This window comes from Marinobacter bohaiensis (genome assembly GCF_003258515.1).
GTDB lineage: Bacteria > Pseudomonadota > Gammaproteobacteria > Pseudomonadales > Oleiphilaceae > Marinobacter_A > Marinobacter_A bohaiensis.
The window spans coordinates 1-24,584 of record NZ_QGEH01000002.1 but is presented as its reverse complement, the minus strand read 5'-3'; the positions used below and the strand labels follow the sequence as shown (position 1 = coordinate 24,584).

Genomic DNA, 24,584 nt, shown 5'->3' with positions numbered 1-24,584 from the left:
ATGCCGGCCGAATCGACAGACACACCGCTCTGTAAGGGGCGATTCGGGCACGCCGGCACCGTCACATAACAACAACAGCCCACAGGGATGCTGGGTATTACAATGACACCGGGACTCGCCATCGAAGGAGGCACAACAGTATTATGGCAACCATTCTCAAGCCGGTTGAGCAAAAAACAAAGCACCTCGACTACTTCCTCTCTCAATGCCATCGACGCCGCTATCCCGCCAAGAGCACCATTATTTACGCAGGCGATAAGAGCGATTCGCTGTTTCACATCGTCAAGGGATCGGTCACCGTCATTATCGAGGATGACGACGGTCGCGAGATGATCATGGCTTACCTCAACGCCGGGGATTTCTTTGGCGAAATGGGGCTGTTCGACAACATGGATTCGCGCAGCGCCTGGATCAAGGCCAAAACCGAGTGCGAAGTGGCCGAGATCAGCTACACCAAGTTCCGCGAGATCGCCCAGCAGGATCCGCGCGTGCTCTATTTCATCGGTGAGCAGATGGCCACGCGCCTGCGCCAGACCACCCGTAAAGTGGGCGACCTGGCTTTCCTCGACGTCACCGGCCGTGTGGCTCGTACCCTGCTGGACCTGTGCAAGGAGCCGGATGCCATGACCCATCCGGACGGCATGCAGATCAAGATCACCCGCCAGGAAATCGGCCGCATCGTGGGCTGTTCCCGGGAAATGGTCGGTCGCGTGCTCAAGACCCTGGAAGACCAGGGGCTGGTGCAGGTCAAAGGCAAGACCATGGTGGTCTACGGCACGCGCTGAACGCGCCGGTCAGGGAACGCAGAGAACGGGCTACGGCCCGTTTTTTTGTGCCCGCGCATTGCGGCGTGATGCATAGGGAGAAGCCCCGCCCTATCGACCCCTACTGGGTTTGCACCGCCTCGCCGCTGATCCGGTAGGTGCCGTCGAGCCAGGCGATGATTTCGCGGGCGACGGCGTGGTCCACGTCGCCGTAGTGGCGGCGTAGGCGTTCCTCCCGCTCGCCGAGTTGGTCCAGCCCAATATCCTGCAGGGCCATCAGGTCCTGCTCCAGCCGCACCGCCAACTCTTCCCCGGCCACTTCCCGGGCGGCCTTGCGAAAGGCTTCCATGTAGGCGTAGCCGTTGCCCTGGCGGTAGCTGGCGGCCAGCGTCAGGGCCGGGATGGCGCTCAGCATGGGTTGCAGGGCGGGGTTGATGGCGTGGCCGGCGAGGTGCTCGCCAATCGCCGCATTGCGGCCGGTGAACGCGCGCAGGTGCAGGTGGCCGGACATGCGCGGGCCGTCGTTGACCGGATAATTGTCCCACAGCAGCGGTTTACGCTTGAGCAGGCTTTCCACCCGAGCCAGGTGCCCGGCGGATATTTCCCGGGAGCAGACTTCCTCACCGGTCCAGAAGAGGTCCACCGAATCGGGCAGGGCATCCCCCAGGGTTTCCAGGTAGTGGGCCGGACGTTCGCCGAAGACCCGGTCGAGAACCGGATCGTCGCTGTAATAGGTAGGGCAGACGATCAGCCGTGACGCGCCACTGCGGCCGCGAATCCAGTCCAGGATCTCCAGTTGCCGGGCGGCCAGGTCCGGGGTGTCACCGCGCATGTCGTCGAACAGGATGGCCAGGTCGTCGATGCCCAGGCTGTCGAAGAACGCCAGTTTCTCGGTCAGGGCCTGGCGCGCGGCGGCGTTGAAGTCCCGGTACACCTCGAACGGGCTCAGGCCGATGCCGAAGCGCACACCGTGGATGCGGCAGTGACGGGCAAACTGGCGCAGCTGGGCGGCTTCCTCGGCGGGGTAGGGCTCGTCCCAGCGCCGGCGCAGGAACGGATCGGCCTTGGGCGCGTAGAGATAGAAACCATAGCCGTGGCGCGCCAGCAGGGCGACCAGGTCGGCCCGCTCGGTCCAACTCCAGGGCCGGCCGAAATAGCCTTCGATGATGCCCAGGGGTGTCTTCATGACCGGATATCCTTGTGGGTGGTTAACGAGTGCCTGCCGGGTAATGAATCAGGTTGTGGAACACTGCCGGCGTGTCGGTCGTATTACGATAGCCGTGTGGGCGGTCGGCGGCAAAACGGCTGGCTTCACCGGCGGCCAGCGGATGCCAGCGCTCATCCAGCAACAGCTCCATGGTTCCGCTGATGATGGTGACGTGCTCGACCACGCCCGGCTCGTGGGACTCCGACAGGCGCTCGGTCCCTGGCGGCAGCGTCAGTTCCATCAGCTCGAAGCCGAAGCGGGAATCGAACGGGAACAGCGGTCGCACCTGTAGGCCGTTGGCGGGCAGGGCGGCGCGGTCCTGGTCCAGCGTAACGAACAGCGGTGCGTCCATGGGCGTCGGCGGCGGAGTGATCAGCCCTGAGAAAGCGGTGTTGAAGCCGGTGGCGATTTTCCACAGGGTGGCGACCGTCGGGCTCGATTCGCCCCGCTCGATCTGCCCCAGCATGGCTTTGCTGACGCCGGTGGCCGCGGCGGTGCGGTCCAGGCTCCAGCCGCGTTCGCGGCGCAGCTGGCGCAGGGTGTCGGCGAGATGGTGGGCGATTTCCATAGGTCGTTCCACTTGGGTTTTGCCTGCATTCTACGGTTGTGCGCTATAGCGCACAATGCTATCGTCGATCCAAGTGTGCGCTATAGCGCACGTAACGCCCATCTGGACCAGCCATGCCGGGAAGCCCGCCGTGAAAGATTCCTCCCCGTTTTCCGACCTGTCCATCTCCCACCTGACCGCCGGTTTCGTCGCGGTGCTGATCGGCTTCAGCAGCTCGGTGGTCATTATCCTGCAGGCGGCCCAGGCCGCCGGCGCCGACTCGGCCCAGGTCAGTTCCTGGATCTGGGCCCTGGGGTTGGGCATGGGCATCACCAGCGCCGGGCTGTCCTGGTACTTCCGCGAACCGGTGCTCACGGCCTGGTCCACGCCCGGCGCGGCACTGCTGGCCACCAGTCTGTCGGGGTTTTCCCTGGCCGAGGCGACGGCCGCCTTCATGTTCGCCGCCCTGCTGACCGTCATCGTCGGCTGGACGGGCTGGTTCGAACGCTTGCTCAAGCACCTGCCCCAGTCGCTGGCGGCGGCCATGCTGGCGGGTATCCTGTTCCAGTTCGGGCTGGAGGCTTTCGCCGCCCTGGAGCATCACTTCCTGCTGGTGGCGGCGATGCTGGTGACCTACGTCGTCGGTCGTCAACGCCTGCCGCGTTACGCCATCCTGCTGGTGCTGGCGGTGGGCATGCTGGTGGTTGTGGCGCAGGGGGAGTTCCACGGACAGCACCTGAGTTTGTCGCTGGCCTCGCCGCAGTTCGTGATGCCGGACTTTTCCCCGGGCGTGCTGATCGGTGTGGGCGTGCCGCTGTTCATCGTGACCATGACGTCCCAGAACCTGCCCGGTCTGGCGGTACTGCGTGCCAACGGCTACCAGACGCCGCTGTCGCCGGTACTGACCTTTACCGGGCTGGTCAATCTGGTGCTGGCGCCGTTCGGCGGCTTTGCCTATAACCTGGCGGCAATCACCGCCGCCATCTGCATGGGCGAAGAAGCCGGCGAGAAGCGCTCGTCCCGCTACCTTGCGGCGGTGTGCGCCGGTGTTGTCTACGCCGTTGTGGGTCTGTTCGGGGCAACCGTGGTGGCGCTTTTCGCAGCCTTCCCCCAGGCGTTCGTGGTGGCGCTCGCCGGTCTCGCCCTGTTGGGGACTATCGGCAACAGTCTGCACGCGGCGCTCGACGATGTGGAAGGCCGGGAAGCGGCGCTGATGACGTTCCTGGTGACGGCGTCCGGCCTGACCCTGTGGGGTATTGGCGCGGCCTTCTGGGGCATTGTGGTGGGCGCAGCCGTGCAACTGTCGATCAGCGCCCTGCGGCGGCCCGACCCGGAATCGGCGCGGGAATAGAATGCGCCGGGGAGTGGGTGTAGAATCGGCGCTTCTCTTCAGGCACCTCTGAAAAAGTTTCGGGAAAGGTCCGGTTTCGGGAAAATCGTCCGGCAGACGACCTTTTTCAGAGGCTCCTCAATCGCGTTGAATAACAGCAGTGGGGCAAGGGTATGGGCAGAGCCTACCAAAACCGCAAAGAATCCATGGCCAAGACGGCCAACGCCAAAACCAAGGTCTACAGCAAGTACGGCCGTGAAATCTACGTGTGTGCCAAGCAGGGCGGCCCCGATCCGGACGCCAATCTGTCCCTGCGCAGCCTGATCGAACGCGCCAAGAAAGACCAGGTGCCGACCCACGTGATCGACCGGGCCCTCGAAAAGGCCAAGGGCGGCGGCGGCGAGGATTACGCTGCGGCGCGCTACGAAGGTTTCGGCCCGGGCCAGGCGATGGTCATCGTCGAGTGCCTGACCGACAACCCCAACCGCACCTTCGGCGACGTGCGCGCCTGCTTTACCAAGACCAAGTGCAAGATCGGCACCCAGGGCAGCGTCAGCCACATGTTCGATCACTGCGCCATCTTTGCCTTTGCCGGGGATGACGAGGAGAAGGTGCTGGAAGCGCTGATGGAAGCCGATGTCGACGTCACCGACATCGAGTGTGAAGACGGCCGCATCACCGTATTCGCCCCCAACACCGAATACGCGAAGACCCGTCAGGCGCTGCTCGACGCCTTCGGCGAGATCGATTTCGACGCCGACGAAATCCAGTTCCTGCCGCAGACCACCACGCCGGTGACCGGCGATGATGTGGAGATGTTCGAGAAATTCCTCGACATGCTCAACGATGTGGACGACGTGCAGAACGTCTATCACAACGCCGAGCTTTAAGGCGCTCCACGGTGGGGTGACGGCCGTCGCCCCACCGCCTGGCCTCTTCTCTTTCTCTTGGCCATTTCCTTTCCATTGACGCCCGACCGGACTCGTCTAAGCTCCCTGCAATAAAAAACGGGAGAGAACTCATGGGCGTACTCATTCTCGGGCTGGTCCTTTTCCTGGGCGTGCATTCCCTGTCGATCGTAGCGTCTGGCGGTCGCGACCGACTGGTGGCGCGGCTGGGCGAGCAGCCCTTCAAGGGCCTGTATTCGCTGGCGTCCCTGGTCGGGCTGATCCTGATCATCTGGGGTTACGGCCTGGCACGGCAGGAACCGGTGGTGGTGTACCTGCCGCCGGCGTGGCTGCGGCATCTGGCGCTGTTGCTGTTGCTGCCGGTGTTCCCGTTACTGCTGGCCACCTACCTGCCCGGCCGCATCCAGCGGGCGGCGAAACATCCCACGCTGATTGCGGTGAAACTCTGGGCTTTGGCGCACCTGCTGGCTAACGGCATGTTGGCGGACGTCGTGCTGTTCGGGGCGTTCCTGGCCTGGGCCGTGGCGGAGCGGATCTCCCTCAAGCGCCGCACGCCGCGAGCCGTGCCCGCGCTACCCGCCAGCCCGCGCAATGACCTGATCGCGGTCGTTGGCGGGCTGCTGGTTTACGGCGCGTTTGTGGTCTGGCTGCATCGGGTGCTGATCGGCGTCCCGCCGGTGGCCATGTGAGCGGGAGCGCGGGTCCCGCCTCGCTCATGGCGCCGGGTGGCCGATGCACAGCAGGGCCGTGGGCTGGAAACCGTCGTCCAGCTCCAGGGCCAGTTCCACGCCGCGGTCGCTGAAGGCGCCCACCAGGACGGAGCCCAGTTGCAGCGCGGTGGCCTGCAGCTGGATATTCTCCGCCACCGCTCCGGATTCCATATACGCATAGCGGATGCCGCGTTCGCCAGCCGGCGGCTGCTCGCCGAACAGGCTGGTCATCAACGGCATGTTGGCGCTGATGGCGATCACCAGAGGCGCTTCCTGCAGCCAGGGTTGCTCCTCGATGGCCAGGGTCTGGAGGGTGTCGCGCAGGTCGCCGATGGCGGTGCCGTGCAGGCGATGGTGGGCCGGGTCGTAGCGGTAGACGTCGGCGGACAGGTCAGCGACGTTGCCGGCCAGCACGTGGAGTTGCAGCGGGTAGGCCTGTTTGGCCGATGGTGCCGTGCGCCGATGGGTTTGCGGGTCGCAGCCCTGGGCGGCCCAGAGCAGCTGGGACAGGGTCTCCAGCGTCAGCATGCGGCGCGCGTAATGGCGGCAACTGCTGCGCGACGCAATGGCGGTTTCCAGGGGCACCTGGCTGCTGTGCGGCGGATGCGGCAGGGGAATGGTCGGTACATCAAGCTCGGGCGTTTCCATCATTCGTCAGTTCCTTTTGCGAGTGGAAGGCGAGCGCGGACCGGCTGGCGGTCGTGCGGTGCTAAGGGGTCATGGCGTGGTCGTGTCGGCTCTCCCGGTCCAGTGTCCTGATGTAGACATGCTGGGTCTTGGCGCGTTCGAAGCCGCGCGCCTGGTAGAACGGATGTGAGGCGATGCGGGCTTCGTTGGAGCGTACCGCCAGGGTTGGCAGGTGCAGGGCCCGGGCCCAGTCTTCGGCGGCGTCGACCAGTGCGCTGCCCACTCCCTGGCGATGCCGGTCCTGGCTGACGATCAAGCCCACGATCTCGGCCTTCTCGCCGGATTCCAGCAGCAGGCGGCGTTCGACGGCAATCCAGCCCAGCAAGGCCTGTTGGCCCAGGTCGGCGACGGCGATGAACCGGTCACGTTGGCCCAGCAGGCCATCGAGTCGCGCCAGGATCTGTTCGGTCGAGCTGGCGTAACCCAGCGCCCGGGACAGGCGGGCGATTTCCGGGGCATCCTCGATCGTGGCCGGCCGAATACGCATGGGATAGCTCCTCCTGACAGGTGTCGCGTCACGTTAGCCGAGGCGCGATGCGCTCTTTCGTTGAGCTCCTATCCTGACCAATCCGTTGTATGACAGCAAGATGACGGACATTGCGACCCTGTCATCCGCCCACCCGGACCAGCGCTTCCTGTTGTGCCACGTAGAACTGGTTGCGGCCGTTTTCCTTGGCCTGGTAGAGGGCGTCATCCGCACGCAACAGGATGGCTTCCAGGGTGTCGTCGGATTGGGCCAGGGCGCCGCCGATGCTGACGGTGATGGCCGGCGCTTCGGGGCTGGCTTCCAGGCTCTGGCGAATGCGCTCGCCGATGCCTTGCAGGCACTCGCTGTCGCAGGGCGCCAGGATGACCAGGAACTCGTCGCCGCCCCAGCGGGCGGCGTGGTCGTAGGGGCGGATGCTGGCATTGAGACAGGCGGCCACCCGCTGCAGCACCCGGTCGCCGGTGGCATGGCCGAGACGGTCGTTGACGCCCTTGAAGTTGTCGATGTCGAGCCAGATGAGCCCGAAGGTCCGGTTCTCCCGTTGCAGACGGTGCATCTCTTCGTCCAGCAACTCGTTCATGCCGCGTCGGTTGAACAGTTCGGTGAGGGCGTCCTTGCGCGCCAGGCGGTGCAGGGCCTCGGTGCGCTCGGACACGGTATCCTCCAACTCGCGGGTGTGGCGGTGGATGCTGTCCGCCATGCGTTCGAAGTGGGTCACCAGCCGCCCCATTTCATCCGGCCGCTCGGGCAGGTTGCGTGGCAGGGGCTGACCGGTACGCAGGCGCTCCATCGCCGACTCGAGCGCCACCACCGGATCGATCACCTGGCGCCGCAGGGCGACGTGGAAGGCGGCCAGGCTCAGCAGCAGGGTCAGCGCAAACACCAGCAGCAACGGTGCGAAGTTGCCCATGGGCAGCACCACGTCCAGATCGAGCAGGGTGATCTCGTACCAGCCAATGGATGGCAGGTAGGTGATGCCCGCCAGGTGGCGGCGGCCATCGACCTGGACGAACCCGGTGTGAACGCCGTGGTCGGGGCTGTCCAGCTGTTTCAGGCTGCGCAGCGTGTTGCCCAGCCAGGCGCGGTCAGCCGGGCGGTCCAGCAGCAGGTCGACGGTCTTCTTCTGGCCTTCGGGTTTGACGAAGCTGGCGTAGTCGATCAGGCGCCGGTCGCGATAGAGCTGGATGGCGCCGTTGGCATCGACGAACAGGGTGTTGATGCCCGGTTGCTCCAGATCGACGATTTTCTGCAGCACCTGATCCAGGTCGATACCGGTGCCGGCCACCCCCACGATCCGGTCATTGGCCCGCAGCAGCACATCGACCCACAGCTTGGTGACGCCCAGGGACTCGTCCGGATTGACGTTGAGGTGGAACTCGCGCCCTTCGGCGATGAGCTGGTAGAACCAGGCGTCGGTAGGGGTGTCCGGATTCAAGTTGTAGCGCAGCTGGCGGTCGGCGAACTCGTTGTCGGCATTGTTGTAGTAGTAGGCGCCGGAATCCCGCAGGGCGAGGAAGTAGTTGCGTCCGGCGAAGTTCTGGCGGAAGCGCTCCATCTCTTCGATGGCGGCGCGTTCCAGCAAGGGGTCGTCCGGATAGCGCGCCCAGCGCTGGATGATTTCCGAGTCGGTCATCTGGCGCGCCAGGCCCAGTTCCCGCTCGATGTTCTGCAGCAGGCGCGAGCTGTCGTAACGGACCTGAATCTCGGCGATGTTGGCGCCCCAGCGTTCGATGATGTCCTCGGTGATACGCTGGAAAACCGCCCACGTCGCCAGCGAGGCAGCGATAATCAACCCGCTGACCAGCAGGAAAAATCGGCTCTTGAGGTTCAATGTCCCGTTGTCCCTGAAGACGCCTGCGAGCGTAACGGCTTAATGGCCCGAGACGATGGTTGTTCGATCCTTATGGGCCATAATAGGTAAGTCAGTAAATGTTGACTACAGTTAAATGGCCCGACACGCAGGCCCGGCGTCATCAATCTGTAGTCTGCGCCTGATAGCCTCTGGGCTCCAGACCTGCCTTGGGGAAGCGCTATGACCGAACTGCGGGACCTGACGCCGCACGTTGCCATTCCGCTTGAGCAGGCGTCGCGGGACAAGCACCAACGCCGCCTGCTGCGCGATTACCTGCCGGAGCTGATCGGGCTCGAACGGTTGCTGGTGGAAGCGCCGGCGCGGGTGGAAACCCGGGTGGTGGAACGGGTCCAACTCAAAGCCGTCACTTTGCCGCTCTACCGGATCGACATCGGCACGGCGTCACCGGACGCACCGGCGCTGTTGCTGGTGGGCGGCGTGCATGGCCTGGAGCGCATCGGCAGCCAGGTCATCATCGCCTGGCTGCAGAGCCTGCTGAACCGGATCACCTGGGATCAGGAGCTGAAAGACCTGCTCGGTCGCATCCGGGTGACGTTGCTGCCGATCCTCAATCCCGGCGGCATGTTCCTCAACCAGCGCTCCAACCCCAACGGCGTCGATCTGATGCGTAACGCACCCATCGAGGCCCAGGGGCGCAGCACGCCGTTTCTGGGTGGTCAGCGGTTGTCCCGGCGTCTGCCCTGGTACACCGGCACGCCGGACGAGGGGATGGAAGTGGAAAACCGGGCCCTGGAAGGGGTGATCCGGGAATTGTTGCCGGGACGCCCGTTCAGTCTGGCGCTGGATTGCCATTCCGGCTTCGGCTGGCAGGACCAGATCTGGTTTCCCTACGCCTACCGCCGGCGCCCCATGCGCAAGATCGCTTCGGTGCTGGCCCTGAAGCTGTTGTGGGAGCAGGCGTATCCAAATCACACCTACGCGTTCGAACCCCAGTCCCGGCATTACCTTACCCACGGTGATCTCTGGGATTACTTCTACAAAACCTTCAATCGTGCCGAATCCGGCGGCTTTATCCCGCTGACCCTGGAAATGGGGTCCTGGCGCTGGATCCGTAAGCGGCCGCGGCAGTTGCTGCGGCTGGAGGGCTTTTTCAACCCCATGGTGCCGCATCGCCATCAGCGGGTACTGCGCTCGCACCTGAGTTTTATCGACTTCCTGCTGCGCGCGGCGGCGAACCACGGCAACTGGTTGCCGAGTGCCGCTGAGGAGCCCATGCTGAGGGAAGCGGCGATCATGCATTGGTACCGGGATCCCGGTTAGGGAGGCGCATGCACTGGATACTCCTGCGGGGCCTGACCCGGGAGCAGGCGCATTGGGGGGTGTTGCCCCAGCGACTGCGGGACAGCTTCCCCGGACACCAGTTCCACACCGTCGACTTGCCCGGCACCGGCACGCACTTTCGCGAGCGCAGTCCGGCGGATATTCCCGCCATTCGCCGCGCGGTGCAGCGCCAGTGCAGTCATATCCCGGCGCCGTTTGGCCTGATTGCCCTGTCGATGGGCGGCATGGTGGCGCTGGACTGGGCCCAGAATGCACCCGCCGGCGAAATCCAGCAGTTGGTGCTGATCAACACCAGCAGCGGCTTCAACAAGCCGTGGCACCGGTTGCGGCCGAAAATCTGGCCCCTGCTGGTGCGCCTGTTGACCCTGCGTGATGTGCGCGAGCGCGAGGCGCAGATCCTGGCCCTGAGTTCCAACCGTCAGTTCAATCCCGCTACGGTCCAGCGCTGGTACAGCATCCAGATCCAGCGCCCGGTCAGCGCCGGCAACGCCTTCCGCCAACTCTGGGCGGCGGCCCGTTTCCGGCCGGCCGGTGAACGCCCGTTGCCGGATGCGCTGGTGCTCGCCAGCCAGCGGGACCGGATCGTCGACTGGTACTGCAGCGAATCCATGGCCGAGCGTTGGCATTGGAGCTTGCGCCTGCACCCGGATGCCGGGCACGACCTGCCGCTGGACGATCCGGACTGGGTCATCGCGGAAATCCGACGCTATCTGGAAAGTCAGTGGGTGCCGCTTGACGCTCCGCCGGGGGCGCGGCAGTCTCTGGGACGGTAGGATTTTTGCGGCAGGCTGTTCCGCAAGGCGGTTCCTGCCTGTCATCGCTGTTCCCGAACCACAACAACAAACAGAGCCGAGGAGGCACCATGAAGATTTTCGAGACCAGAACGGCACCCAACCCGCGCCGCGTTCGCATGTTCCTGGCGGAGAAAGACCTGCTGGACGGCGTCGAGTTCGTGCAGATCGACCTGCAAAAGGGCGAGAACCTGACGCCTGAATTCGCCGCCATGAACCCGATGAAGAAGGTGCCCGTCATGGAACTGGACGACGGCACCTGCATTGCCGAGACCATGGCCATCTGCCGCTATTTCGAGGAGCTGCATCCCGACCGCACGCCGTTGCTGGGGGAGGGCGCGCTGGGCCGGGCGCAGGTGGAGCAATGGCTGCGCTGGATCGAGCTCTTTTTCTTCCTGCCCACTGGCATGTGCTTCCAGCACACCACCGGCTACTTCAAGGATCGCATGAACCCGGTCAGGGAGTGGGGGGAGGAGTGCGGCAGGAACGTGTCCAAGTTCTTCCACTTCCTCAACAAACATCTGGAAGGGCGTGAGTACATCTGCGGCGACCAGTTTACCGCAGCGGACATCAACGCCTTCACCACCGTCGATTTCAACAAGGTGAACGACATCCGCATCCAGCCGGATCAGACGCACCTGCGCGCCTGGTACGACCGCATCAAGGCACGGCCTTCGGCGGCGGCCTGAGGTCGTTCGGGGCCGGTGAAGTGGCCTGTCCCCGGGTCAGCGGTTACCATGGCGGTACACGCTGACCCGAGTTGTTTCCCCATGGATGAATCCGCTTCCCTGACCTGCGCCCTGCAAGCCATCGACCAGGCCAATCGCGCCGACCCGAACGTGGAGACGGTCGATGACCAGGACCTGCCCCGGGAATACGCCTACAGCCAGCACATGACCCGCTGGCTGTTCGAGCTGGAGCCAAACCCGTCGCCACGGATGCAGATCGCCTGTCGCGCCCAGCACATTGAACGCTGGACCCGCCCGCGCGCCGACTACCCCGAAGGCCGCAAGGGCTACTACCAGTGGCGCCAGGACTGCGGCCGCTTCCACGGCGAGCGCGCGGCGTCGATCATGGCCGATTGCGGCTTCCCCGCCGACGAATGCGAGCGCGTTGCCACCATCCTCACCAAGCGTGAACTGCGCAACGACCCCGACACCCAGCTGCTGGAAGACGTGGCCTGCATGGTGTTCCTGGAGCGCTACTTCGCGGATTTCTACGACAAAAAGGACGACTACGACCGCGAGAAGTGGCTGCGCATCGTGCGCCGCACCTGGGGCAAGATGTCGCCCCGGGGGCATGAGGCGGCGCTGAAGCTGGCCGGTGGGTTACCGGAGCACTTGCAGGCCCTGCTTCAGGAAGCCCTTGCGGAGCCGGGAGCCTGACGTCCACAGGCTCACCGGATTCTGAAACAGCGCCGCCAACGGCATTTCATCATGCGGTTAGCGGCGGTTGCTCGCCGCTCTCCGGCGCCATTCACGTCTATTCCCAGTCCCTTCCGCTACCGTCTCCAGGCCATTCGATTTTGTTTTCCAAATTGGAAACGAAGGGTTTCCGTATTCGGGTTTGTTTTCCCGAAGAGCTCGAACCTATACTCGAATCACATAATAAAAATACCTAACCATCGACCGACCCGATTCTGATTGAGCGTTGTTTTCATTCACAAGGTGCGTTTCTTTCCATAGATAAAGCCCTATTTTTCAAGTTGTTGATGATATGGCTCGGGCCTTCTTTCGCCTGAAGAAAAGTCAGGAAAACAGGGAAGGGTGGCACTGGAGGGAAGCGATACGCCGAAGGTGAGTTGAATCGGTCGTCATCCTACAGCTTAAAGGAGGTGTGCCCAGCTATTCAAAAAAAGAAATAACCATTACCGAATAAGAACAAAGCATGGAGCAGAGGAACCAACAATGAACAAGATGAATTCCCACCGAACAGCCGGTTTCATTCTGGGCCCGCTCGTCGGCGTATCGCTGGTCCTGGGTGGCTGCGTACTGGACGACGACTCGTCCGACGCCGACCAGGCGAGCAACGATTGCGCCGCGTTGGAAGGCATGACCATCGCCGCTTCCGACATTGGCCTGGCTACCGGGGGCGCCACCGTTACGTCCGCCAGCCAGGTGGCCGCGGCGGACGCCTCGGCGGGTGTGGACTACTGCCTGGTCGTCGGCGAGATCCATCCGGAAACGGAATCGGAAGTGATCCACGAAGGCACGGCCGATGAAGTCGAGGTCGCCACGCCTGACATCAACTTCAACGTCGCGCTGCCGGCGGACTGGAACTACAAGACCCTGCAATACGGCGGTGGCGGCTTTGACGGCACCATCCCCTCTGTCGACCGCGCTTCGGAGAACGGTATCGAGAGCGCCCTGGCCCGGGGCTACACGACGCTCGGCAGCGACAGTGGCCATGCCTCCCCGGCGATTGGCGGCGACCCCAACGAACTCTGGAACAGCGAGGCGCTGCGCAACTTCGGGCGCGAGCAGATCAAGAAAACCCACGATGCGGCTTCGGCCATCGTGCGGGCCTATTACCAGACCTCGCCCGATCACAGCTATTTCATGGGCGGCTCCCAGGGCGGGCACGAGGCTTTGATCGCCGCCCAGTTCTACCCCGATGACTACGACGGCGTCATTGCCGGCTACCCGGCCTACAACCCCGAAGCCATGCACCTGGGCGCCATGGACTACGGCAAGACGCTCTATAACGCCCGGACCGCCGGCGTGAACGGCTACAGTTACGATGCGGACGCCGGTGACGGCTGGATCAGCCGCACCCAGACCCGCGCGCTGTCCCAGTACATTGTCGATGCCTGCGAGAACGACAGCCTGGCTGCGAATGGCGGTGAGGCCCTGGACGGAGCCGCCGACGGCATGGTCAGTGACGCCGGCGCCTGCCGCCAGCTCCTGCAGGATCAGGGCTACGATCTGCTGGCTCATGACGCCACCAACCCGATGCGCTGTGCCGGCGGCGCCCATACCAGCACGGACCACGCCGTGTCCGATGAAGAGACGTGCCTGTCCGATCCCCAGATCGAGACCCTGGCGCGGATCACCTCGCGCTATAACCTGCCCACAGGCCTGGTGCTTGACGGCGGCGTGCGCAGCTACGGTCACTGGCCGATGCTGGACGGGATCTGGATCGCCGAAGACGAATCGAAGAACCTGGGGAATCAGGAAGATTTCGGTTCCGAGTGGGACGCTTACGACGCCTTCCAGGCGAGTTTCCCCTCCCAGGACCAGTACAACATCATCACCCAGAGCGCCTACACCCAGCCCTCCGACATCCTGCAGGACTTCGATCCGGCCAACTGGATCGATCGCATCACCACACTGTCCGGCTGGATCGACACCAGCAGCGTCGACTACTCGACGTTCCGCAGCCAGGGCGGCAAACTCATCCACTATCATGGGGCGGCCGACGTTTCGATCACCCCGTACAACTCCATCGACCTCTACCTGCGCATGATCGGCCAGTTCTCGGACAACACCGATTACCTGGGTACCAATCCCTTCTGGGGCACGGACGACGCCACGACCAACATGGCGGTGTCCCAGAACGACGAGTCGTCGATCACCATCGACGAGGGCGTGGTGAACGACTTCTACAGCTTCTACCTGATCCCCGGCTTCGGCCACGGACACGGCTACTACACTGCCAGCGTCGACTGGCTCACGGCCCTGGAAAACTGGGTGGAGCAGGACATCGCCCCGAAAGACAGCCTGGTGTCCACCGACGTCAGCGGCAACGAACTGGGCAGCCGCCCGGTCTGCCACTTCCCGTACTACCCGGCCTTCACCAGCGCGAGCGGCACCGACACCACCGACGCCGACAACTACAGCTGCGAGAAACTGGAGGAATACGCCTACCTGCCGTAACGCGTTAACTCAGGAAAGGCCGGTCAGCCGCGGAATGTAGAAACCGGCCAGAACGTTTCCGCTCTCTCTGGAAGGGGAGAGCGGCTTTTTGGGCGTAGTGAGATGAAGAGGATGGTGTCAGTGGTCTTGCGCCAACGGCTTATCGTTGCACGGTAGGTCGTGGAACGGATCAGCTGGTGAGCCGCGTCGGTCATTTCCCGGGGCGTGCCCAGGTGGTCGAGCTGGTAGAGCTACTTTACGGACTTAAGCTCTCCCCCAGGGCTAGCGGAAGCATGGACCGGGGGCTCGTGACTTCCGCCGACTGAGGAGCGTGAGCCAAGAGAATATCGAAGGTGACGTGAGGCTTTAGGTTATTTGCAAATAGGTTCCCGTGTCACTTTACAAGCTCCTTTCCGGTCATTTCTTGCTACAAGAGCTTATCTCTGTAAGGGATATCCAGATCGGTATCCTTTGTCTGCCAGTTTTACAACTCTAGTTGGTATAGACTGACCAATTCTTGCTTCTCAAAAGCTTTAATAGTACGTCTTCATTTATCGATTTAAGCTTCGATGCCACAGAAACGGCGTCGTCCCAAGTATGCGTTTGAGGTTGTCTAGCTACGGTGTTCCCCATCCGGTCCTGAACTGCAATGTAGTATCTTTTTTCGTCTATGACCTTGTTTTTGAAGTTTACTCTTTCAGCAGGCTCTAGAAGGAAACTGAACTTCCGAGTAAGGCGGTACTTCTCAAAACCGCTAAGCTCACCGCCACAGACTGGACAACAGTTGTATCCATGGTCTTCGTTCTCTGTAGGAGACGTTATCCATCGATGATAATCAAAGCACTCTAGCTCAAACTGATATATGTTCTTCATGAAAGCCTGCCATCACCTTTTGGCTGCGGTGTTTTTAATCATGATGCTACTCTGGGGATAGAAGAAATGCAGGTTTACATCTGGCTTACCCGGAGAGTCAATGTTATTGGGTTGAGAACTCCAGCCCTCAACATTAAAGTGGGCTCGTTTCTCTCCAAAACCAGGATGCCCCAAGAAATCATCACGTAGTCTTTTGGTGCTATCTCTGTTTACCAAGCCGTAAGCTGAGTTTGCTTTTTTGTCTCGATATGGGTTAGACAAAGCATTGATTTCTCTGTAACGAGTCATTGGTAGTTCCCGAGCGTCACTTCCCATATCTCCCAATACTTCGGAAGCCGCTCGTCTTGCGGCTTTCTTCGACGGAAACATGTGCCCTCCATCGACTTCAACACCACCATGACGAGCAATTGCCGACTGAGCTCGCGCGCGCATGTTATCGACTTCAGTCGATCCACCGCCTGGGCAGCTCCCTTTCTCACAAGCCAACCCCAACGAATCCACCCACCCGGTCGGATTCGGCACGTACTGGTAGTTGTTCAAACCACCGGCCAACCCAATCGGGTCGGGCGTCATGAAGCGCCCGTTAGTGGGATTGTAATACCGGTGGCGGTTGTAGTGCAGGCCGGTTTCGGGATCGTAATACTGGCCCTGGAAACGCAGCGGGTTGTCGACCACCGCCACGTCCTGCCGGAGCACGTTGCCGTAGGCGCGGTAGGTGGCGGACCAGACCTGCTGGGGGCGGGTCAACTATCGACTTGTTGATCAAGAAACCGGATTACGAGAGTTGTCCTTTCCACTCACTTTTCAGGAAGATGACCCAGTCTTTGAATAGACGCTGGAAATCTGAGAGCGAAGTTATTTCGCTTCCTCCCTCGTTCTCGTTTTCGAAGAAATCTAGTTCTACCATTCTGTCTGGTCTAAAAGTCAACACAGCATCGTTCCGTTCAACTTCCAGATCGTCCTCAAGACCAAGCTGTGCTCTTTTAATGGCCGACTCAAGCTCTTCCAGTCTGCGAGGGACGAATTCGAAAGATAAAAACCAACCGAATGCTTTGGAGTCTTCAACCACACATACAGGGTAATTTGATTGATTAACAAAGAATCGATAGTTCACTAGATCTAATAACCTTTACTCAAGTACTGGCCAAGCCGTACGTATTTCAAATGGACGGTTCGAATCATCAGCGTAGCCCTCTATTTTTAGACCGGAAGAGGATTGGCCAAGCCATTTTCCAGATGTTGGTGACCCTGCCTTTTGATATGCCTGCTGAATCTCAGTAGCGATACGATCCTCGTTCCAATCATCCGGGAACATGGTCGATTTTCCTAGTTTCCCTTTAGGGTTTAACTTTGGAACCCAAGTTTGCGACGTGGGATCGAATATTTCGATCCTAGCTTCATAAACTCCAGCGGAGTTTCTGGGAGTGAGTTCCTCTAAGACCCTTAGATTAGGATTTGTATAGTGGCCACCTGTCGCGCTGGGCATTCGGGTTTTTAGTTTGGGAATCCACTTAGATTGGTTGATTTCACCACGTATATGGTCGAGATCAACTCTTGGCAGTGACGGACGCTGTCCTGCAGGACAACTCCCCTTCTCACAAGCCAACCCCAACGGATCCACCCACCCGGTCGGATTCGGCACGTACTGGTAGTTGTTCAAACCACCCGCCAACCCAATCGGATCGGGTGTCATAAAGCGCCCGTTAGCGGGATTGTAATACCGGTGGCGGTTGTAGTGCAGGCCAGTTTCGGGATCGTAATACTGGCCCTGGAAGCGCAGCGGGTTGTCGACCACCGTCACGTCTTGTCGGAGCACGTTGCCGTAGGCGCGGTAGGTGGCGGACCAGACTAGCTGGCCGTTGGCGTCGGTCATTTCCTGGGGCGTGCCCAGGTGGTCGAGCTGGTAGTAGTAGACGCGGCTGTGTTCCGGGCCGTAGCCCTCTGACAGGGCCAGCGGGCGGAAGCTGTCCGGCTCGTACAGGTAGGTGCGGTAGTGTTCGCTGGTTTCCTCGGCGATCAGGCGGTCGCCCTGCCAGACGAATTCGGTGCGCTGGTGGTCGCTTTCCTTGGCGATGCGGCGGCCGAAGGCGTCGTACTCGTAGCGGAAGCTGAGGCCGTCCGGGCGGGTGACTTCCACCAGCCGGTGTTCGCAGTCGTAGCGGTAGGAGGTGACCAGTTTCTGGTCTTTGCCGCGCCGTTCGGCGATCAGGTTGCCGAAATCGTCGTACTCGTAATGGCAGTCGCCATGCATGGTCAGGCGGTTGCCCTGCACGTTGGCCTGGGCCGGGCCGGCGGCGCTCTCCGTCTGTTCCAGCAGGTTGCCGGCGGGGTCGTGTACCAGGCGTTCGTAGACGTCGCCGCGCACGCCGGTGAGGCGGTCGCGCGGGTCGTAGACGTATTCCCGCAGGCCTTTGCGGCTGTCGCTGATCGACTGCAGGTTGCCGCTGGTGTCGTAGCGGTAGTCGCGCTGCTGGAGAATGCCCTGGGCTTTCTGCTGGTGCAGGCGGTGCTGGGTCAGGCGGCCTTCGTCGTCGTATTCGTAAGCGCTGAACAGGGCGCCCTGCTGGCGCTCCATTTCCTCGCCGGTGGACGACAGGCGGTGGCGCGTGAGCACGGCGCTGTTCAGGTTGATGCCTGCCAGCAGGCCGGCGGCATCCCGCTCGTAACCCAGCGTCTGACCGTCGGGCAGGGTGAGGCCGGTCAGGCGGTCGACGTCGTCGTAGTGGTACTGCAACGTCGCCCAGCCCTGGTGTTCGGTGCGCAGCAGGCCCTGTTCGTCGTACTGGAACGCCAGCGGCCAGTGGCCGTCGTCGACGCCGGTGAGCTGGCCGTCGGGGTTGTAGGCGTAGGCGATCTCGCGACCGTCTGGCAGGATCTTCTTGCTGAGCTGGCCCAGCGGGTCGCGCTCGTAGACGGTGGTTTGCAGTGCTTCGTCGCCGGTGCCGTATTCGGTCTTCTCCAGCAGGAGGCCGTTGAGGTCGTAGCTGTAGCCGGTACGGCGACCGTCGAAGGCGGTTTCCTGTCGTACCAGGCCGTTCGGGTAGTAGTCGATGCGGTAGGTTTCGCCGCGCTCGTTCTCGATCTGGGTCAGCAGGAACCGGTGGTGATCGTAGCGGTACCTGAGCTCGCTGCCGTCCGGGTTGATGCGACGGGACAGCAGGTGCAGGTTGCGATCGTACTCGTAGCGGGTCTCGCGGCCCTGCTCATCGGTAAACCGGGTCACCTTGCCGAAGCTGTTGTAGGCGTAGCGACGCGAACGATTGCCGGACAGACGTTCCTCGATCACCCGCCCCAGCGAATCGTGCACGTACTGGGTGATGGCGCCCCGGGCGTCCTTGCGGGCGAGCAATCGGCCGAAGGCATCGTAGCGGTATTTCTCGACGGCGCCGGTGGGTGTGCGCTCTTCCAGCAGTTGGCCCTTGTCGTTCCACTGCCAGGTGTGGAAGCGGCCGTCCGGCAATTCGACCTGGCTGAGCTGGCCTTGCCGGTTGTAGTGGTAAGCGGTGACGCGGCCCTTGGGATCGGTCTCCCGGGCCAGGTCGCCTTCGGCGGTGTAGGCAAACTGCCAGGTCTGGCCGCGGCGGTGAATGCTGGCGATCCGGCCCTGTTTGTAGGCGAACTGGATCGGCTGATCGTCCGGGCCCACCTTGCTCATCAGGCGGCCGCTGTCGTCGTAGCTGTAGGTGGTTTTCGCGCCCAGCGGATCGATACTGGCGGTCAGGCGGCCCTGGTCGTCGTATTCGTTGAGGTGCTCGGCGCCGTCCGGGTCGATCTTGGTCTGCAACTGGGCGGCCCCGTCGTACTGCCAGTGCTCTTCGCTGCCGTCGGCGTAGGTGACGGTGCAGGTGTGTTTCTCGTCGTCCCAGGCGAAGCGGGTATCCACTTCCGGGCTGTCGCCCCACTGGTGCACACAGCGGCCCTTGGGCGTGGCCTCGTCCCAGACCAGGTGGAAGCTGTAGCCGCTGGCCAGCGTCCGCCGGGTGAGCATGTGGTTGTCGAAGGCATAGCGTTCGGTGTCGCCGGCGGCGTTGGTGGCTTCCGCCAGGTCGCCGGCGTCGTCGTAGACGTATCGGTGCGCCGTTTGCAGCACGCTCCAGGCCGGGCCGTCGTGGGTCAGCTCGCGGTGCAGCAGGTCCACCTGCACCAGTCGCTCGTCCTGGTACTCGAAGGCCAGCGCCTGGTCCGCTCCGCTGATGATCCGCTGCACGCGGCCGTGCATGTCATGGTCGATGCGCAGCGCGTTGCCGTAGCGGTCGCTGATGCGCACCAGCCGCCCGGTGTCGCCGTGGCGTTCGAAGTGATAGCGCGGCGCTTTTTCGCCGGCGCAGGCGACAATGGTGTTGCCGTCGCGCCAGGCGGCCATGCCGGCCTGGGCGTTGCTGGCGAACGGTGCCAAGTCCAGCGACGGCAGGCGGGTGTTCTTGCCTTCGTGGTCGTGCCAGGTGATGCCGTCGCGGTCGAACGTCAGGCTGTGGTTGAGGCTGTGGCGCCAGCCGTAGCCCATGTGGAGTTGGCGGTCGCTGGAGCCGGAGCGGTAGACCCGCTTGAACTCGAACGGCAGCGGGCCTTCCAGGCGGGCGTCCACCAGTTCCAGGACTTCCTCGCCGGTGACGGTGCTGACCGGATCGCCGCAATGCGCGGTCGATTCGATGTCCTGGGTGGCGTCGCCCTGATCGGTTGATGACGGAGAGTCTTCGTTGGGGCCGGCCGAATCGGTGTCGCGCTCGGATACCGTGGCGCTGCGTTGGTGGGTGGCTTCCAGCGCTGCGGCGCGGTCGTCACTGGCCACCGAGGCGTAGGCTGGGTGCTGGCGCTGCAAGGCGCCGCCGGTGACGGTACCCGATGGGGATAGGTTACCATCGCCGGCAAACTGCAGGCGCCGGTGGTTGGTGCCGACGTCGTCCATGTAGATCTGGAAACCGTTGGCCAGACTGGCCATGAAGTCGCCCAGACTCAGGTTGTCGACGGCATCGGACTCGGCGCGGCCAACAACACGTGCGGCGGCTTTGGAGCCCACGCGGGCACCGTACTTGGTAGCCAGGCCGAGGCCGCCGGTGATGAGCAGTCCCACGACGACGTCGAACAGGATCTGACCGACCAGCTCGCCAGCCACTTCAGCCAGCTGTGTGGGCGTCAACAACCGGAAGTACTGGCGAACGGTGTACAGGACGATGAACAGGAAAATCTCGTCGTTGGCCACCAGGCAGGCTTTGAGATAGGCGTCGTCGGCCTCTTTCAGTTTCTCGAACTGTGATGCGAGATCGTCCGGCATATCCGAGAAATCGTAATCCAGCATCCCGCAGATCACGTCGTAGATGCGCTTCAGATCGTCGACGACGCCACTGAAGCCGTCCACCACGCCGTTAACAGCGCTGGCGTAGACGGCGTCGGAGCGCTGATCTTCAGGAAGGGCTAGGTAGTTTTCCCAGCGGCTGTTGATACCACCGTCCCAGGCCTGTTGCAGGACACCGCAGCAGGATTCGATGAAGCCGTCGTAGCTGCTGTATAGCGTGTCCATGTCGGCGCTGGAGATGTCTGGGGACAGGACCACGCGGTATTCTTTACCGGGGCTTACGGTGACCTCCGCCAGTCCATTGGCATCGGTAGTACCGGAAGCCACGGTTTCCCAACTGTCAAAGACCCAGCCTTCGTCCTTTTCCTGAACCTCAAACCGAGTACTGGGAATCGGTGTCTTCTTTACGTTTTCGTGGAAATGGGCGATTTTCAGCGTGCGCTGCGCCTGACAGGGGGCGACGGTGGCTGATACCACTTCGTCTTCATCAGCGCCCTCGCTGGTACTTTCGCCGTTCACTTCCAGCACCTGCTCGTGGCTCAGGAATACGGATTTGAACCAGTCGTCTTTCCAGTCATCGTAGTTGCGGACAACGGATTCCCTTAGCTCGCGGGTCAGCGCGTTGATATCGGGTTTGGTGACGTCCTGGTGACCGTTGCTGGGAGCAGACCGTCCCATCCTTGGCGCAATGCTCATGGCGAATCCTTACTTCATCCGTGTCGCCCGGCTTCGTGCCGGAGGCGATCTCGCAATGTCTTGAATGTGGCGCTGTCCAGTTCGCTCACCGGCGCGTCTCCCAGCAACCGGCGCAGCTGCCTGGCTACCTTCTGGCGGGCCACCGGCTTGGGATAGGGGGCGATGGGTGAGGGCTCGAGCTTCTCAAGGGCCGTCAGGGCGTTGTCCACAAGCTGGTCGCGGCTGTTGGCCGCGAGGCCCTTTTCCACCGAAGCGGGCAGATGGAACCAGGGAAAAGGCTTGGCTTCTGTTTCGAGCCGGGCCGGCGGCGTCTGGCGCAACTGGCCATGCGCATCGGCCCAGGCTGTGACTGGGCCCATCAGGCTGGCCTGCTGGTTCGGATCCAGCTGGTCGATGATCGGGCCGAGGAAGCGGGCGTCCCAGTAACGGAAAAAGACGTCCTTGCCGGAGGCCAGGGTGATCTGGGTGAGGCTGCGCAGGTGGCTGAAAACGCGGTCCATGTAGGCGCTGGAAAGCGCCGCCCAGCCCCAGTCGGCGTCCGCCTCGGTTTTGATCCATTCCAGGAATTGGCTGTCCGGAGTGATCGCCGCCAGATAGGGCATGACTTCCTGCCAACCCGCGTAGGGCGTGCCCATATACAGGGGCAGGGCATTGGCGCCGTCCTGGCTGAAGTGGTGCCGCACGGGCTGGCACTCGCTGGTACCACTCAGCACGAGGTACAGGTTGTCGCTGGGACCGCGGGTTTCCAGCAGGGCGTCCAGGCCGGCCTTGACGCCGGAACGATCAGACATCGCAGACTCCGTCCTGACAGGCCACGCATTCCTCGCAGAAAGGTGTGTCCGCCTTGAGGTTGGCGATCTGCGGCGGTGTCAGCGGCAACTGGGGCGGATCGATCACCTCGTGCTCGGCGGGTTCGACGGCCTGGGGCAGAGCGGGCACCAGAGCCGCCTGCCCGGACCCGCTGCCTGGCGATCCACCGGAATTCAGCTTGATGCTGGGGCCGGACAGGGTCACGCCGCTGGCGTCCACTTTGAGGAAGCTGCCGCCGGCGGCGATGGTCAGTTCCGCGCCAGCGTCCAGCACGACCTTGGCGCCGGCCTTGTAATGGGCTTCGCTGCCGGCTTCGCTGAGGATGGAGGCGCCGGATTTCTGGTGGAATGTGCCACCGACTGTCAGGCTCATATCGGCCCCGACCTTCTCCCGCTTCTCGCCGGTGACCGTGCTGTGGTCGTTGGCCTGGATCTGGGTGTAACGGTCCTGGTCGACGGTCAGGTGGCTGTTGTTGTGGACCACCTCGGTGCGGTCGTTCTCGGTCAGCAGGTCCAGGTCTTTCTGGGCGTGGACGTAGATCTGTTCTTTATCGGCTTCGTCCTCGAAGCGCAGTTCGTTGCTGCCCTCGCCCTTGTGGGTCTGGGTTTTCAGGGTCGTTCTTGTCTTGTGTTCCGGCAGCGCGTAGGGCGGCGTGTTGGTGGCGTGGTAGGTGCGCCCGGTGATGATCGGCTGGTCCGGGTCCCCGTCCAGGAAGGAGACGATGACTTCGTGGCCGATGCGCGGCAGGGCCATGAAGCCGTAGTTGCCCCCGGCCCAGCCCTGGCTGACCCGCAGCCAGGCGCTGCTGTGTTCGTCATTTTGGCTGTAGCGGTCCCAGGGGAATCGGACTTTGACGCGGCCGTGCGCGTCGCAATGGATCTCTTCGCCGGCGGGGCCGGTGACGATCGCGATCTGCGGGCCGTCCATGATCGGGCGGTTCGGCGTCTTGGGGCGCCAGGTCTTGTCGCCGGGAATGACGTTGAAGGTGTTGCTGTAGGTGGTCGGCTCGGAGCCGCCTTCCTCTTCCAGGGCCTGGGGCTGTTTGCCGGTGTGGGTCACCCCGGTGATCAGCCAGTCGCGGTTGTAGGTGGCCTGGTCGTGGTCGGTGAGGCTGACCCGGCAGCCGGCGGCGAAGTCGGGGCGGTTGCTTTCCCCTTCCCCCACGCTGGCGTCGGCGCGCAGGCCGTCGAGTCTTGCCTGGGTGTAGGCCTGGCCGGACTGGTCGGCCTTGAAGCGGCCCGGGTAGTCGTAGTGTTCGTAGTCGGTGCGCTGGTTGTTGAGATCCGCGGCGTTGGATTCGTGCTGCAAGGCGTAGGCGGGGTTCTGGAAGGTGTAGTCCTTCATCGCCACGCCGGCGACGGCGACGCTCTCGGTGTACTCGAACTTGAACACGCAGGGCGTCTTGTGGGTGCCGCCGGACGTGGCGTTGTAGCCCACCTCGGGCAGCTCCGGGGCGTCCCGGTGGTGGTCGGCGATGACGATGGGCTGGCCGGCGGTGGCGGCGTCGAAGCGGTAGTGCCAGCCTTCTTCGGCGGCCAGGCGCTGGAGGAAGGCCAGGTCGCTCTCGCGGTGCTGCACGCAGTACTCCCGCTCGGCGGGGCGGCGCTGCAGGTTGAAGGTCTTGTCCACCAGGCCGCGTTCGTCCAGCAGGGTGCCGAGCATAGTATCCGGGGCCTGCTGCTGGAAGATGCGGCTGTTGTGCATCAGCCCCAGGCGCCACAGCGCGGGTTCGATCTTCACCTCGTAGCGGGTGCGGCGGTGGCCGCTGGCGCCGCGGCGGAAGGCGCTGACCACGCCCTGTACCCCGCGCTGGGCCTCGCCGTCCTGCCAGATCACCAGGTCGGCGGCCTGGTCCAGCACGTCTACGGCCTCGATGTCGGCAAACGAGCTGGCCAGCTTCAGGGTCAGGACAAAGGGCTGGGACAGGCGCTCGGTCAGCTCGAACTCGACCACCGCGAAGGTGTCGTCCGGCAGGCTGCCGAGGCGGGCCGTGAACTGCAGGCCGGTGGCTTGGGGCATGGGATCTCATCCTTGAGCGTCGCAGGAAAACCACGAGACAAGCCGTTCTTCTGCGTGGTGCGGATGCAGGCTTGTCCCGTGATTCTCGAAAACCGTGATTGATGCCCGGGTATCCGTCCCGGTCGGATCGAGTCTAACCGATCCGGCCACCCCGCTGTGTAAGTGATTGTGGCCGGACGGCAAACCGAATCACCCGGAGGCGCCGGCCTCCGGATGGGGACGAGGCCTTAGGCCTCGACCGGGGAACGCCAGTCGTCGGAACCGGAGGTGCCGGCGATGCCGTGCTCCCAGGTCACCTTGCGGTAGGCCAGGGACACTTCGACCAACTGGGTGAACTCGGTCTTGGCCGCGTCCTGGCAGTGCGGCATGGTGCAGTCGATGTTGATGATGGTGGCGTCTTCCAGGATGGTGGAGAAGAAGTGCTCCTGCTTGCCCTCAACGGAGGTGCGGTACC

19 protein-coding genes and 1 pseudogene are annotated in these 24,584 nt (G+C 62.9%); 9 read left to right on the top strand and 11 right to left on the bottom strand.

Annotated features, from left to right (window positions below; all coding sequences use genetic code 11):
- Positions 1-143 precede the first annotated feature (143 nt).
- Positions 144-785 (top strand): cAMP-activated global transcriptional regulator CRP, encoded by a 642-nt coding sequence (gene crp, locus DKK67_RS12890; RefSeq protein ID WP_111496909.1) that lies wholly within the window; start codon positions 144-146, stop codon positions 783-785.
- Positions 786-885: 100 nt separating this feature from the next.
- On the opposite strand, the gene DKK67_RS12885 is transcribed toward crp, so the two are convergent.
- Positions 886-1,950, bottom strand: coding sequence for a beta-N-acetylglucosaminidase domain-containing protein (locus DKK67_RS12885; protein WP_111496908.1), 1,065 nt, complete (start codon positions 1,948-1,950; stop codon positions 886-888).
- A gap of 22 nt (positions 1,951-1,972) precedes the next feature.
- Positions 1,973-2,539: a helix-turn-helix domain-containing protein gene (locus DKK67_RS12880; protein ID WP_111496907.1), complete on the bottom strand. Its 567-nt coding sequence runs from the start codon at positions 2,537-2,539 to the stop codon at positions 1,973-1,975.
- A gap of 130 nt (positions 2,540-2,669) precedes the next feature.
- On the opposite strand from DKK67_RS12880, the gene DKK67_RS12875 reads away from it, so the two are divergent.
- The 3 genes from DKK67_RS12875 to DKK67_RS12865 all read left to right on the top strand — a co-directional run bounded on the left by DKK67_RS12875 (position 2,670) and on the right by DKK67_RS12865 (position 5,445).
- The gene (locus DKK67_RS12875; RefSeq protein ID WP_228160630.1) at positions 2,670-3,869 is read left to right on the top strand and encodes a benzoate/H(+) symporter BenE family transporter; all 1,200 of its coding nucleotides are present in this window, start codon (positions 2,670-2,672) and stop codon (positions 3,867-3,869) included.
- Positions 3,870-4,021: 152 nt separating this feature from the next.
- Positions 4,022-4,738, top strand: coding sequence for a YebC/PmpR family DNA-binding transcriptional regulator (locus DKK67_RS12870; protein ID WP_111496905.1), 717 nt, complete (start codon positions 4,022-4,024; stop codon positions 4,736-4,738).
- Positions 4,739-4,869: 131 nt separating this feature from the next.
- On the top strand, positions 4,870-5,445 hold the full coding sequence (locus DKK67_RS12865) for an NnrU family protein (protein ID WP_111496904.1): 576 nt from the start codon (positions 4,870-4,872) through the stop codon (positions 5,443-5,445).
- 24 nt (positions 5,446-5,469) lie between these two features.
- On the opposite strand, the gene DKK67_RS12860 is transcribed toward DKK67_RS12865, so the two are convergent.
- The 3 genes from DKK67_RS12860 to DKK67_RS12850 all read right to left on the bottom strand — a co-directional run bounded on the left by DKK67_RS12860 (position 5,470) and on the right by DKK67_RS12850 (position 8,471).
- Positions 5,470-6,117 (bottom strand): SagB/ThcOx family dehydrogenase, encoded by a 648-nt coding sequence (locus DKK67_RS12860; protein WP_111496903.1) that lies wholly within the window; start codon positions 6,115-6,117, stop codon positions 5,470-5,472.
- A gap of 58 nt (positions 6,118-6,175) precedes the next feature.
- The gene (locus DKK67_RS12855; protein WP_111496902.1) at positions 6,176-6,640 is read right to left on the bottom strand and encodes a GNAT family N-acetyltransferase; all 465 of its coding nucleotides are present in this window, start codon (positions 6,638-6,640) and stop codon (positions 6,176-6,178) included.
- 121 nt (positions 6,641-6,761) lie between these two features.
- Positions 6,762-8,471: a GGDEF domain-containing protein gene (locus DKK67_RS12850; RefSeq protein WP_111496901.1), complete on the bottom strand. Its 1,710-nt coding sequence runs from the start codon at positions 8,469-8,471 to the stop codon at positions 6,762-6,764.
- A gap of 201 nt (positions 8,472-8,672) precedes the next feature.
- Between DKK67_RS12850 and DKK67_RS12845 the strand changes: the two genes are divergently transcribed.
- The 5 genes from DKK67_RS12845 to DKK67_RS12825 all read left to right on the top strand — a co-directional run bounded on the left by DKK67_RS12845 (position 8,673) and on the right by DKK67_RS12825 (position 14,460).
- Positions 8,673-9,773, top strand: a complete 1,101-nt coding sequence (locus DKK67_RS12845; protein WP_111496900.1) for a M14 family zinc carboxypeptidase — start codon at positions 8,673-8,675, stop codon at positions 9,771-9,773.
- Between the two features lie 8 nt (positions 9,774-9,781).
- Complete coding sequence (locus DKK67_RS12840; protein ID WP_111496899.1) at positions 9,782-10,567, top strand: alpha/beta fold hydrolase; 786 nt, start codon at positions 9,782-9,784, stop codon at positions 10,565-10,567.
- 89 nt (positions 10,568-10,656) lie between these two features.
- Positions 10,657-11,274: a glutathione S-transferase family protein gene (locus DKK67_RS12835; RefSeq protein ID WP_111496898.1), complete on the top strand. Its 618-nt coding sequence runs from the start codon at positions 10,657-10,659 to the stop codon at positions 11,272-11,274.
- An 81-nt stretch (positions 11,275-11,355) separates the two neighbouring features.
- Positions 11,356-11,970 (top strand): DUF4202 domain-containing protein, encoded by a 615-nt coding sequence (locus DKK67_RS12830; RefSeq protein ID WP_111496897.1) that lies wholly within the window; start codon positions 11,356-11,358, stop codon positions 11,968-11,970.
- A 522-nt stretch (positions 11,971-12,492) separates the two neighbouring features.
- Positions 12,493-14,460: a tannase/feruloyl esterase family alpha/beta hydrolase gene (locus DKK67_RS12825; RefSeq protein ID WP_111496896.1), complete on the top strand. Its 1,968-nt coding sequence runs from the start codon at positions 12,493-12,495 to the stop codon at positions 14,458-14,460.
- A gap of 864 nt (positions 14,461-15,324) precedes the next feature.
- Here DKK67_RS12825 and DKK67_RS22050 read toward each other — a convergent pair.
- The 6 genes and pseudogenes from DKK67_RS22050 to tssD form a co-directional block, all read right to left on the bottom strand.
- Positions 15,325-16,041 (bottom strand): annotated as a pseudogene (locus DKK67_RS22050) (RHS repeat-associated core domain-containing protein); the annotation flags it as partial.
- A gap of 46 nt (positions 16,042-16,087) precedes the next feature.
- Positions 16,088-16,426 carry a hypothetical protein gene (locus tag DKK67_RS21615; protein ID WP_162628835.1) on the bottom strand — a complete coding sequence of 113 codons (339 nt, stop codon included), beginning with the start codon at positions 16,424-16,426 and terminating at the stop codon, positions 16,088-16,090.
- A gap of 15 nt (positions 16,427-16,441) precedes the next feature.
- Complete coding sequence (locus DKK67_RS12810; RefSeq protein ID WP_162628834.1) at positions 16,442-21,301, bottom strand: RHS repeat-associated core domain-containing protein; 4,860 nt, start codon at positions 21,299-21,301, stop codon at positions 16,442-16,444.
- Positions 21,302-21,315: 14 nt separating this feature from the next.
- A complete protein-coding gene (locus DKK67_RS12805) occupies positions 21,316-22,092 on the bottom strand; it encodes a DUF4123 domain-containing protein (protein ID WP_111496894.1) in 777 nt (258 codons plus the stop codon).
- On the bottom strand, positions 22,085-24,130 hold the full coding sequence (locus DKK67_RS12800) for a type VI secretion system Vgr family protein (protein ID WP_111496893.1): 2,046 nt from the start codon (positions 24,128-24,130) through the stop codon (positions 22,085-22,087). Before DKK67_RS12800 ends, DKK67_RS12805 begins: the two co-directional genes overlap by 8 nt.
- Positions 24,131-24,357: 227 nt before the next feature.
- Positions 24,358-24,584 (bottom strand): type VI secretion system tube protein TssD (gene tssD / locus DKK67_RS12795; RefSeq protein ID WP_162628833.1); only part of this gene is annotated, 227 nt, incomplete at its 5' end.

Coding starts and splice junctions, on each gene's coding strand:
- DKK67_RS12860 (WP_111496903.1), bottom strand. CDS start 6,117: ATGATGGAAACGCCCGAGCTTGATGTACCGACCATTCCCCTGCCGCAT.
- DKK67_RS12805 (WP_111496894.1), bottom strand. CDS start 22,092: ATGTCTGATCGTTCCGGCGTCAAGGCCGGCCTGGACGCCCTGCTGGAA.
- DKK67_RS12880 (WP_111496907.1), bottom strand. CDS start 2,539: ATGGAAATCGCCCACCATCTCGCCGACACCCTGCGCCAGCTGCGCCGC.
- DKK67_RS12865 (WP_111496904.1), top strand. CDS start 4,870: ATGGGCGTACTCATTCTCGGGCTGGTCCTTTTCCTGGGCGTGCATTCC.
- DKK67_RS12810 (WP_162628834.1), bottom strand. CDS start 21,301: ATGAGCATTGCGCCAAGGATGGGACGGTCTGCTCCCAGCAACGGTCAC.
- DKK67_RS12840 (WP_111496899.1), top strand. CDS start 9,782: ATGCACTGGATACTCCTGCGGGGCCTGACCCGGGAGCAGGCGCATTGG.
- crp (WP_111496909.1), top strand. CDS start 144: ATGGCAACCATTCTCAAGCCGGTTGAGCAAAAAACAAAGCACCTCGAC.
- DKK67_RS12885 (WP_111496908.1), bottom strand. CDS start 1,950: ATGAAGACACCCCTGGGCATCATCGAAGGCTATTTCGGCCGGCCCTGG.
- DKK67_RS12830 (WP_111496897.1), top strand. CDS start 11,356: ATGGATGAATCCGCTTCCCTGACCTGCGCCCTGCAAGCCATCGACCAG.
- DKK67_RS12800 (WP_111496893.1), bottom strand. CDS start 24,130: ATGCCCCAAGCCACCGGCCTGCAGTTCACGGCCCGCCTCGGCAGCCTG.
- DKK67_RS12870 (WP_111496905.1), top strand. CDS start 4,022: ATGGGCAGAGCCTACCAAAACCGCAAAGAATCCATGGCCAAGACGGCC.
- DKK67_RS12845 (WP_111496900.1), top strand. CDS start 8,673: ATGACCGAACTGCGGGACCTGACGCCGCACGTTGCCATTCCGCTTGAG.
- DKK67_RS12835 (WP_111496898.1), top strand. CDS start 10,657: ATGAAGATTTTCGAGACCAGAACGGCACCCAACCCGCGCCGCGTTCGC.
- DKK67_RS12855 (WP_111496902.1), bottom strand. CDS start 6,640: ATGCGTATTCGGCCGGCCACGATCGAGGATGCCCCGGAAATCGCCCGC.
- DKK67_RS12825 (WP_111496896.1), top strand. CDS start 12,493: ATGAACAAGATGAATTCCCACCGAACAGCCGGTTTCATTCTGGGCCCG.